Origin of the sequence: Bradyrhizobium sp. 132 (genome assembly GCF_023074185.1) — a bacterium.
Lineage (GTDB): Bacteria > Pseudomonadota > Alphaproteobacteria > Rhizobiales > Xanthobacteraceae > Bradyrhizobium.
On sequence record NZ_JADPKY010000045.1, the window covers coordinates 1 to 10,105 of the forward strand.

Consider the following 10,105-nt stretch of genomic DNA (forward strand, 5'->3'; position numbering starts at 1 on the left):
GCTGTTCCAGTCATTGAACGTGCGGATCGGGACCTCGCGCCGGATTGCCGAATAGAATCCGGCACGGCGCCGCCTGCCGCCGCTCGCCGCGATCTTCACATCGACGAGCAGGCGATCGATGGTTGCGGCGCTGATGACCAGAACACGATCACGGTCCGGTTGGCCAAGCTGCAATCGGCCATGTTGCTCCAGCGCCGGCAGCAGGGTTGGGATCATCACCTTGAGCCGCTTGCCGCACACCCGATCCGACGCCTCCCACAGCGCCGTCATCGCGTCTCTGATCGTCGCACCATATCTACGCTTGCGCTCTCGAGGTGCCTCGACTGCGCCGGGCCCAACCGCTGCGCGTCGCCGGAGTGCGCGCACCGCATGCTTGCGATGCCAGCCCGTCGTCGCGCACAGCTCGTCAAGGATCCGCCCCTTCTCCGCTCGTTTGGCCGACCGGTAACGTTCCATCACCGCCGACAACACTTCGCGCCGCGCGCCCATGCTGATCTTTCCCGCCATGGAGGCCACCGAACCAATTTGGTGGCGCTGCTGCATTCATCGGCGAGAAGTTGTCCCAGTAACATTCTGCGTGAGGCAATGCGCCCTAAGCCGGGGGATAGGCGCCCAAAAATGAACCCTTACAGATTGGTCTGTTGCGCTGCCTGCTTCGTAACAAAGCAGGTGGTGGGGGATGCTGATCGTGGAGACGATCGCCCGGATCCGACGCGAGCACTTCATCAAGGGCAAGACGATCAAGGAGATCGCCCGTGACCTGAAGGTGTCGCGGAACACGGTTCGGAAGGTGCTGAGGTCGGGAGCGACCTCTTCGAGTACGATCGGCAAGTGCAGCCGCGGCCAAAGCTGGGACGATGGGCAGTACACCTTGACGGATTGCTGGCGGCGAACGCGACTAAGGCGTTCGAGGCGTTCTCTCGGTCGACGAGTGCTGGAGGGCGGCCTAAAAGACGGCAGTGCGAACTGCAAGGAGGCCCGACGCGTTGCGACGTTATGTTCTTCGTCGACGTCATCTGTCCGCTCTTACTGATCTATTGGGTGAGGCGGCTACCGGCGTCGCTGCCTCGGACTCGTCTCATGGTGGGTGCCTCACCGTTTGCTATAGACATCGTCAGCTCACGTTTAGTTAATGCGTCTTAACTTAGAGGGATATCTCAGCTTGCTCACTTTTGCGCCGCTGTCTATTTTAAAGCATTCGCCATTCTGAGAGCGGTTGCTCGTTGTTGGAGACGGTCGCCGAATGTTTGCAGCCAGGGCCGCTCATTCGCGGTCAAATGCAGAGAGGGCCTCTCCAGAGATAGCCTTCTCCCTGGCACCCAGCTGAGTGCAAGCCTGAAAGCATCTTAGTGATTTCTCATCTCGAGACCACCGACGACTGACTTTATCGACATCCCCACCAACGCCCGGCGCCGAAAGGCTACCGGGCTCGGGGCGTTAGAAGCCGGCCGTCGCCGGCAAGAGGAGGCCTGCAGTGAATCTGGTCGGAGTTTGCAATACCAGCCGCGATGTGTTTCCGGCGCCCGATGGGACGATTAGCGCGATCGCTGCCGTGCGTGCGATTGATCGCGACCGCGGAGCCGACGTGCTCAACCCGCAATATGAGGTCGTCGAGGAGCTCAGCGGAGACGAAGCTGGATATCTCGTTTGCGAAATTGACGATGCGATCGAAGTCGACGGCGACCGCGACACCCTCGCCGAGGCAATCGCGGGTGCGTCGTACACGTGCGTCCGGGCGCGCTACTCGCTCTAATCACACCGACATCGAACTCGCGCCCGGCGCCGGCAACGGCTACCCGGCTCGTAGCGTCAGAAGCAGCGCGCGTCGCGGTGCGCCTACGACGCAACGCGCTGATCGCCAGCTTCGAGCGCACAATCTGTGGTCATCCTGCGGCGTGCGAGGCCGCACGGCGGCCTGACCGAGTACGCCGACTTGCTCCGGACCGCGCTGCTGCCGCGGCACGGCATTCCTGCAGCCAGCAAAGCCCTTGATCTTAAGCGCCAGACCGGACCGGGCGCCCCGAAGATCGAGGCTCAGCTGGCGCGAGACGGCGACGATGCCCTGCCTATGCTGCGGCGGTCGCTATCTGGCGAACACCGGTTTCATCGCGTACCCCGACAACCGCCGCCCCCGCGGCGGCTGGCAGACGGCGTCATGCATCGGCGCACATTTCGGCCCTTTCAGTCAGCCGTGGCCGTCTGGGCGACCATCTCGATCATCTGAAGGCACGGAGGAAGCGCGCCGCCGACGAGGGCGCCGCCTTCTTCGAAAAGACGCGTCGGGTCCGCCAGTCCGACAAGGACGACACCGCGCCGTCCGAATACCTGTCCCGGAAGACCGTCGAGGTCACCCGCGTCAGATTCGATAAAATTCGCAAGGACCTGGAGCCGGTCTTCATGGCCTGCGGCTGGCTCAATTTCGATTGGGTCCAGTCGAGGAGACCGGCTGCCGTACTCGCGAAATCAGCGGCGTCCGCGTGGAGATCCGCGAGGCAGGTCCGCTATGACGCCTAAAACATACGCACCGCTGGGATCCGGATGCGGCGGTCTGGAAATCAATCTGACGGCCCGCGGCGGATAGTTTGAATCCAAAGCCCCGGATCAGTCTGGGGCCTTCTGCTTTTTGAGCTTGCTGGCGGGATTCTGCTCGTTCGGCGTCGGCAGCTTCGCTCCGGGATCTTCAGATACGCGTCGACGACGGCGTCCGCCCACACGCGCATGCCTTCGGTCTTGTCGTTCATTCGCTGGGAGGTCAGGTGCGCGTGGTGGGCGCCGCCTCGCCGTCGGCCTCCGGCAGCTTGTGCGCCAGAACGAGCGACGCCACGACGCCAGATACCTTATCTTCGATGAAGCCACCCATGGCGCTGCGGACGAGGTGAGGGTTGAACAGCGGCAGCCCCTTCAGGGCGCCGGCGGCGCGCATGCGCTGCAAATACCTGTTGAGCGAGTTGGGATAAACGGAGCTATCCGCGAAGTCCCCGCCGCCACCCCTTTTCGCGGAGATGGCGCTGCTGAGAGGCGAACACCCAATCAGAACGACGGGCGTGGGCGTCATGCCTCGCCGGGTCCGGAGAAGAGTGATGCAGGCGGCATTGTGCATCGCGCCGCCGACTGACACGTTGGCGCCAGCTTGGTTTGACATCACGGGTGCCGAGACCGTGCACCCAATCGCCAATCCGCTTGAACAGCGATCGCCTCATTTGCCGCCCGGGGTGCGGTCCGCATCACAGACAAAGGACTTATTTAGCCTGGGCTGTTGCCCGCACCTTCCGGTACGTAGTCCTCAGGTGCCGACGCTCGCGTTTCCGGTTCGCCAGCCGCGCAGCTATCTTGCCTGCATCGTTGACGGCAATGGCAGCCATGATCTCGTTGTAGACGCAATTTCGGACCGAGAGCGGAAAGGAGGCGGGCGTCGCAGTCAGGGCCGCAGGGTACATCATCTCGATGTGCGCAATGACCGCTTCACCCACGTCCTTAGCGATCTGCTTCACGAGCTCTCGGCTCCACTGCGCTTCGCCGATCTTTGCAAACAGCTCTTCTTTTGATCCAATCGTTGGAACGGTCATGTAGGCTCCTCACTAGGGTACGATTCTCGTAGGTTTAACTTGCCACGACTTCATCGAAACAGAAGCGTTCGTAGCGACAGCAGCCTCGCAACGTCGATTATCTAATGCCGAAACTTTGCGAGCAATCGAATCCTTCGCTCGCAGAGGTCAAGGATGTGGAAAGCCAAATCGGTGTTTAAGGTCATCAAGTTACGGCACCAGTGATGGCAATTTGGCTGCGGACCGATTTTATATCATCAGGTCGCGAATTGGAGGAACTACCCGTCCGGCCGCTGAGAGCCATGGGCTGAGAAGCAGGAATCCAGGTAAACCGGATCATGGTGAACGCGAGGATCGCGGCGCTCAAGCCGGGCGCTTGGCCTCATCGATCGACCGCTGAAGAAAAGCGGATTCTTCAAAAAAAGAAAGCCTGACGCCGTCAGGTCGCCCGCTGCTTCAGCTTCCTCGGCCGTGGCCGCTCGGCCGGCGCCGGCATTCGTCTTGGTGAAGGAAGTCCTGCGACGGAGCTTTAGGTGAATCCTCTCAGGCGTCACGAATAGCTCAAAGCGGAAAGTCGCGGACGCCGAAAAAATCTTCAGCACGCGGCGCGAAAGACTACATTTGATGTGAAGCTAACTCGTTTTAGCTTCACTCAGAGGTCGATCCCGTCGAGCGGAATCGGCTCGCCGCGCTGCTGGCCGAGCGACCACAGACGCTTGTGCGTCCGGATCCAGCGAAAATGCCGATCGACCCACACCACCGCGCCGCTGCTGACGATGGCGCCGTCGTCGATCTCCGGGTGCTTCATGACGATGCCGCTGACGATCAGCACGAATTCCCGGCCGCGCTCGCGGACGAGGCAGCACCACTCCTCCAGGTGCGGGGCTCCGATCAGTTCGTGCGGCGCCGGCGTCTCGCCGCACGTATAGGCCGCGATGTCTCGCTCCAGATCCTGCTTGAGACCCTGCATGTCAGTGCCGCATCTGGCATTGGTCTCGGGCCTCGAGCGTCGCCAAGACGATCGCCTTCAGCTTGCGCATCGAGAACCCGGCCTTCGCCCAGGCCTTGCCCATCACCGCGAGTTCGTCTCCCGCCAACGGCGTGTCGCCGACGCGGGCGTCGTCCTCGGCGGCCAAGTCGCGCATGACGTTCGCCGCCAGCTGCGGCAGGTGGCGCAGCTCGGGCTCCGGCATGCGGATCATCCGAAAGCGGTCGCGCAGCATGCCCGGCAGCAGCTTGGCATCGTTCGCGGTGGCGATGTACGACACGACTGACAGGTTCAGTTCGGCATCCAGGCTCTGATCCCGGTACCGCAGGGCGGTCTCGGGATCCGTGAACGACAGCAGCGCGTGCGGCAGGTATCCGTTGGTCGACGAGGTCGCCTTGTCGATCTCGTCGATCATCACGACGGGATTGGCCGTCATGGACTGCCGCACGGCGCGCGTCGGCACCGAGGGCTCGGTGTTCGACCATCCCTTCGCGGTACCCGAGAATTGACCGTCCGACGTCGCGCCGTCGAAGCGGTGCACATGCAGACTGATCAGGGCGGCGAGCTTGCGCACGAGCCGAGACTTGCCGGACCCCGCCGAGCCGACCAGGCAGGCCGGCTTGACGTGGGCCGGCTTGCCGTCGCGCAGGTCGCGCGTCAGCGCATTGACCGCGGCGGTCGCGTGCGGAAACTCCAGGTACAGCGCCGTCCGGATCGCATGGACGTCGCGAACGACGATCAGCGGCAACGCGGCGTCGACTATGTCTTTGTAGTGCAGATTGTAGTTGTTGAGCTTCGACGACCGATGCTTCGGCATCACGACCAGCGTCGGGCCCGCCGGCGCGCGGCGCTCGACCTTCTCCATATCGATCTCGACCCGCGTGGTGACCTCCGGCTCGGGCCAGCATTCGCCCTCGGGGTCTGCGAGCCTGAAAACGCTATGCGACGACGTCGTGAATCCGCCCTCGGCGGCCCGCCACCACACGCGCAGGCGCAGCCGCAGATTGTCCTCGACCTCCCCGGGCAGGTCGGCCTCGTCGAGCTCGTGCTGCAGCTGCGGCAGCACGGAGAAAAAGGTCGACGGCTTGCGCGGGTCGCACATCAGCATCGACCAGGCCAAGGCCATTGCGCCGCCCGCAGGCGTACCGGTGGCGTACAAAACGTTCACGACGGAGCGGATCTGCGATCGCATCTCGGAGCGGTCGGTGACGGCGTCGAGCAGAGCCTGGCCGCGCTCCTCTCCGATCGTCGGCTCCGAGCAGGCGTGCATCATGCCGAACGCGGCGTCCCAGCGGTCCGCCGACAGCAGGCCGAGAGCGGGATGGACGTCGGCGACCTCGGTCGGCCTCATTCGCGCTCCTCCTGCGGTGGCGCGCTTTCGGCGCGATCCTCCTCGATCAGGCGCAGCAGTTCTGCGGCGGCTTCCGAGCTAGACGAATCCTTCGAAAGCATGTCAGATCACCTCTCACGCAGCCGAAGTACGGCAGGCGCGCATTGTCATCACAACGTACACACAGTGGCAAGGACTCGTTGGGAACATGGTGAAGGATTCATTCAAGTCGCCACCGGCCCTTCCGCGTCCAACGCGCGACCGGAAGAAGGCGACCCGAGCGATATCTCCCGTCGTCGACGAACTGCGGGAGGGCCGTCTGATGATGCGGGTCCACGACGACCTGCTGAAGCTCCTCGACGTCCGGGCCCGCGAGCGGGGCGAGAGCCGCAGTAGGTTCATCGAGAAACTGATTTTGGCGTTTTTGGAGGCGGACCCCCGCAACCCGCGGCTCGACCCGGTCGGCCGGATCAACCCCGACGCGCCGGCGCCGATCAGCAAGGCAGGCGAACCCTTGAAATTCGGCGCGGCTTGGTCGCGGTGGTGCGACTTGAACCTGACCCTGCTCGGGTTCCGGGTTCCCGACCGGTTCCTCGACGACGAGGCCGGTCACGCGATGTGGGAGGCCAAGTCCCAGAGGGCAGACCCCGGCGACTGAAAGCTTCGAGTCTCGTAATGTCACCTGAGCGTTTTCAAGGACTTGCTTTGTTCTCGGTCCATCAATTCTAGATCGTGACGTTCCAAGACTCGAATTGTCCCGCTCGAAAATGAGTCCGGGGTCGGGCCTAATTCGTCATCTTGGCGGCTTAGCTTCCCATAGCAATCCACGTAAATATTTGAAACAGCTCTTGATTTTCGAATCCTTCGTGATTGACAATGGCCGGCTCCAGCTCAAGGATTGAGCCAGGTTCCGAACCCAGGGTCGCATGCTCTCGATTCAGCCCACCGATGTCCACGTCGCCCCCGCTGCGCCCGTCGCGGCGCGGGACGTGTTCGACATGGACGGATGGAACACGGCCGTTATCGTCGATGACGTCGTTGAAGATGCGGTGTTCGACCGCATGGCCGCCCGCCTGGCCGAGATGGAGGACGTCGACGCCGATTGGTCTGGCAGGAAGGCCTTCCCCATCTGCCGCCGGGACTGGCACTACCTCGACGACTCGCTCGGGCCGGTCATCAAACACCGACCGACCGTCACGCTGTTCGACGGTAGCCGCAAGCACGTCTTGTCCGGTCCCGTCGTTGCCACCGGCTACATGTCGGGTTCCGAACCCGACCGCCACACCGACGGATGGCTGCGCCACACCGGTGACAAGGAAAAGGCCGACGAGGCCGCCAACATCAATTCCTGGATGAAGTGGGCCAACCGTATCGACTTCGACGACGAAGAGCCGCAGCCTAAGAAGGCCTGCAACAAAACGATCCCCGACCACGTGCTCGCCAAGATCGAGGCCCCTCGCAAGGCGCGCCAGCGCGTCAAGGAGCGCCTCGAGCAGTTCACTCACGACGCGCCCATGCGCTCAGTCGCCGGCCGCCGCTACGAACCGTTCAGCGCGTCTTACGTCCGCAGCGACGGCAAAAAGACAGCGATGCGCAGCAAGCTCGAGATCAAGTGCCTGGAGCTATACAGTGCGCGCCTGCCCAAGGATGCGCTCTACGGAAACCACAAAGGCGCCGTGTTCCGCCCCTCCGACACTGGCATCGCACCCATTTTCCTGCGCGACGCGCCCTACCTCACCATCGGCTGGTGGACCGTGCGCGGCCAGCTGGCGGTCGACCTCGACACCGTCTGGCCCGATCTCGACACGCTGCGGGCGGCCCTGATCAAGGCGCTCGGGCCGAAGCTCTTCCCCAACATCATCGTCTACCGCCTTAATGCCAAGGGCGAGGTCGAGAACCCGCACTTGATCTGGATCCTACCTCCCGGCGCCGAGGTCGGCGTGCGCGGTGCCAGCCGCGGCGCCCCGATCCGCAAGTTCAACATGGTGCAGCGGGCGCTGGTGAGCCACTTGATCCACCTCGGCGCCGACGCCGGCCACCTCAACAGCGGCAAGACCAAGAACCCGCTCTCCGAGTTCTTCAGCATCGCCTGCAGCGATGAGCACTTCAACGACCTGGGCGACTTCGTGGCCGGCCTGCCGACCGTCAGCACCAACGAAAAAGAGATGCGGCGGCGTCAGGCCGCCTTCAGGGGCGTTGCCGTCGAGGATCTGTCCTCATCGATGCGGGAGTGGATGGGCGTCCGCGACATCGTCCGTCAGGAGATCACCACGGGCTTTCGCTCGAAGGATCCGGAATTCAAGGCGGCCCTTGCCTCAGAGCACGAATTCGCGGCTTGGGCCGAGCGCCACGTCACCCCCCGCGCCCTTTCCGAGGTCGGAGACGGGTTCTCCGTCCGCCGTATCCTGAAGCGCCAGATCGAGTGGCGCTCCCGGCACCGTCCATCGCGGCTGACACGCCAGTACGACGGCGATAACCGGTTCCGCGATCGCGGCCTCTACGCCGACCTCAAGCTGACCGGCGCCGAGACCCCGGAAGCCCGGAAGGCCCAAGGTGACGCCCGACAGAAACTCGCCGGCACGATGACCGGGGCCGGGCGGCGCGCCGCGACCCTCGCCAGGGTCGTCAAGGTGGTCGAAGCGCACGTCCAGGCCGGTCTTCCCGAGGACGAAGCGGCCATCGTCAGATCGATCATCGAGTCGGGTACCCTCAAGAAAACAGCCGCTTACGCCTGCGTCGGGGAGGCGTTGTCCGTTTTCCGCGCTGCTTCCAGATATATAGCAAGTCCCCTACAGGAAACTTATAGCACCCAGCTTCCTTCCTCCGAATGCGAGGTCGCCTGCACCACCGTGAGCCGAGATCCGGTGATCCAGACCGTCCCCATGGCCTCTCATCCGGCCTCCGGCATGCACCGCCCGGCCAAAACCACCCCGCCTCGTCGGCATCCGGACCTCGGAAGAGCGAAACTGCGTGACCTGCCGGACGACCCGATCCTCGAAGCGGTCGAGATCATGCGGGCCTGCGCCGGCGACGTGGTCCGGTCGGAAAGCCGCGTCCACGTCTGGAGGCATGCGGCAACCGGTCAGCCGATCAGCCGGACCGTCCACTAGGATCACTCGCAGGTCGCAGCGTCCCGCCAGCAGGCGCCATGCGGCCCCAGGTGGTCACGGCCTGCGGAGCCCGTTGATCCGGTCCCCAAGGCCTTGCCGCTCTCCGTCGGAATCCGTATCGATGTACGCGCATTGTACGGCGTTCCACAGGAAAACCTCATGAAGCAGCAACAGCAGCTTACCCCCGCCGACGTTGACCGGGTGGTCGCGGAGCTCGACCGCACCAGGCGTGCGGAGCACTTTCGAGACCATGACGGCCGTCCGGATCCCAGGATATTCAAGCCGCTACGCCGCGTTCCGATCGAGGTCGTCAGGGCGCAGACGCGCATCCGGACCGCGCACTGGCGGAATCAGATGGACCGCCGCAAGGCGCCGACGGCCAGCCAGATCGGCATGGCCCTAGTCTGGGCGTTGATCAACGCGAGGCTTCCGGAGATGACCTGGACGGACAAGGACTTGTTGGCCCGGGCCCTCATGGACCTGCAGGCGCGTGGGTTCTCGGTGGTACAGGCGAAGGCGACGCTCCGTCGCCTGAGGAATCGTCACGTGCATCTCGGTGACCGCGACGGCGAACCGACGGCTTCCACCGGACTGCCGCTCGGCTTCGACGGTAAGCCGGTGGACGACCTGCCGTTCTGAGCAGAGTTTGTTGCTCAACAGCTCAGCGCGATGGCGTTCACAGAAGGGGTGGGCCATCCAGCACTCATCGAAAAATTCGCGCCGCTGCCCTGAACGCGGCGGTCGGTAAGTCGAATTCTCACCGGCGGCGGCGCCTTTCGCAAATAATTCGCGCGGGGAAGTGCCAGATGAAGTGCTCGACCTCCTTCATAGTCAGGGGATTCGCCGGATTGCTTTCTTTCGTCTTTGGTCCTTTTTTGCTGGCGGCGTCCCTTGGTTCGGCACCACGGATCTTCCGCAGATACGCCTTTAGCGTCCTGAAGAACCTCTCGACGAACGGCTTATGGTCTCTGCAAGATCGTTCATAACCATCGTGCGGACAGGCACGTAACCGCACAGATAATTCTCGACCAGACTAGGGTCTGTTGGGATTCATCTGGAGTTTATCGCGGCCGCGGCCAGATAGATCATTGAAGTGAAGCTCTGGTCGGTCTTGTCGGCGCGCATTGCGATG

8 protein-coding genes and 2 pseudogenes are annotated in these 10,105 nt (G+C 63.4%); 5 read left to right on the forward strand and 5 right to left on the reverse strand.

Annotated elements, in window-relative coordinates; translation table 11 throughout:
* A pseudogene (locus IVA74_RS08680) lies at window positions 1–507 on the reverse strand (transposase); the annotation flags it as partial.
* Window positions 508–679: 172 nt separating this feature from the next.
* On the opposite strand from IVA74_RS08680, the pseudogene IVA74_RS08685 reads away from it, so the two are divergent.
* Together IVA74_RS08685 and IVA74_RS08690 are read left to right on the forward strand one after the other, a co-directional pair.
* A pseudogene (locus IVA74_RS08685) lies at window positions 680–903 on the forward strand (helix-turn-helix domain-containing protein); the annotation flags it as partial.
* 571 nt (window positions 904–1,474) lie between these two features.
* Window positions 1,475–1,753: a hypothetical protein gene (locus IVA74_RS08690; protein ID WP_247341685.1), complete on the forward strand. Its 279-nt coding sequence runs from the start codon at window positions 1,475–1,477 to the stop codon at window positions 1,751–1,753.
* A 999-nt stretch (window positions 1,754–2,752) separates the two neighbouring features.
* Here IVA74_RS08690 and IVA74_RS08695 read toward each other — a convergent pair.
* The 4 genes from IVA74_RS08695 to IVA74_RS08710 form a co-directional block, all read right to left on the reverse strand.
* Window positions 2,753–3,142 carry a hypothetical protein gene (locus IVA74_RS08695; RefSeq protein ID WP_247341690.1) on the reverse strand — a complete coding sequence of 130 codons (390 nt, stop codon included), beginning with the start codon at window positions 3,140–3,142 and terminating at the stop codon, window positions 2,753–2,755.
* A 97-nt stretch (window positions 3,143–3,239) separates the two neighbouring features.
* The gene (locus tag IVA74_RS08700; protein WP_247341693.1) at window positions 3,240–3,566 is read right to left on the reverse strand and encodes a hypothetical protein; all 327 of its coding nucleotides are present in this window, start codon (window positions 3,564–3,566) and stop codon (window positions 3,240–3,242) included.
* A 631-nt stretch (window positions 3,567–4,197) separates the two neighbouring features.
* Window positions 4,198–4,515: a hypothetical protein gene (locus tag IVA74_RS08705; protein ID WP_247341696.1), complete on the reverse strand. Its 318-nt coding sequence runs from the start codon at window positions 4,513–4,515 to the stop codon at window positions 4,198–4,200.
* A 1-nt stretch (window position 4,516) separates the two neighbouring features.
* The gene (locus IVA74_RS08710) at window positions 4,517–5,806 is read right to left on the reverse strand and encodes an AAA family ATPase (protein ID WP_247341699.1); all 1,290 of its coding nucleotides are present in this window, start codon (window positions 5,804–5,806) and stop codon (window positions 4,517–4,519) included.
* A 265-nt stretch (window positions 5,807–6,071) separates the two neighbouring features.
* Between IVA74_RS08710 and IVA74_RS08715 the strand changes: the two genes are divergently transcribed.
* The 3 genes from IVA74_RS08715 to IVA74_RS08725 all read left to right on the forward strand — a co-directional run bounded on the left by IVA74_RS08715 (window position 6,072) and on the right by IVA74_RS08725 (window position 9,612).
* The gene (locus tag IVA74_RS08715; protein WP_247341702.1) at window positions 6,072–6,521 is read left to right on the forward strand and encodes a CopG family transcriptional regulator; all 450 of its coding nucleotides are present in this window, start codon (window positions 6,072–6,074) and stop codon (window positions 6,519–6,521) included.
* A gap of 268 nt (window positions 6,522–6,789) precedes the next feature.
* Window positions 6,790–8,973 carry a hypothetical protein gene (locus IVA74_RS08720; RefSeq protein WP_247341704.1) on the forward strand — a complete coding sequence of 728 codons (2,184 nt, stop codon included), beginning with the start codon at window positions 6,790–6,792 and terminating at the stop codon, window positions 8,971–8,973.
* A 159-nt stretch (window positions 8,974–9,132) separates the two neighbouring features.
* Window positions 9,133–9,612 carry a hypothetical protein gene (locus IVA74_RS08725; protein ID WP_247341707.1) on the forward strand — a complete coding sequence of 160 codons (480 nt, stop codon included), beginning with the start codon at window positions 9,133–9,135 and terminating at the stop codon, window positions 9,610–9,612.
* The last annotated feature ends 493 nt before the right edge of the window (window positions 9,613–10,105 follow it).

Excerpts from the sequence above, each read along its gene's own strand:
- IVA74_RS08695 (WP_247341690.1), bottom strand. The coding sequence starts at position 3,142 with ATGTCAAACCAAGCTGGCGCCAACGTGTCAGTCGGCGGCGCGATGCAC.
- IVA74_RS08700 (WP_247341693.1), bottom strand. The coding sequence starts at position 3,566 with ATGACCGTTCCAACGATTGGATCAAAAGAAGAGCTGTTTGCAAAGATC.
- IVA74_RS08705 (WP_247341696.1), bottom strand. The coding sequence starts at position 4,515 with ATGCAGGGTCTCAAGCAGGATCTGGAGCGAGACATCGCGGCCTATACG.
- IVA74_RS08710 (WP_247341699.1), bottom strand. The coding sequence starts at position 5,806 with ATGATGCACGCCTGCTCGGAGCCGACGATCGGAGAGGAGCGCGGCCAG.
- IVA74_RS08715 (WP_247341702.1), top strand. The coding sequence starts at position 6,072 with ATGGTGAAGGATTCATTCAAGTCGCCACCGGCCCTTCCGCGTCCAACG.
- IVA74_RS08720 (WP_247341704.1), top strand. The coding sequence starts at position 6,790 with ATGCTCTCGATTCAGCCCACCGATGTCCACGTCGCCCCCGCTGCGCCC.
- IVA74_RS08725 (WP_247341707.1), top strand. The coding sequence starts at position 9,133 with ATGAAGCAGCAACAGCAGCTTACCCCCGCCGACGTTGACCGGGTGGTC.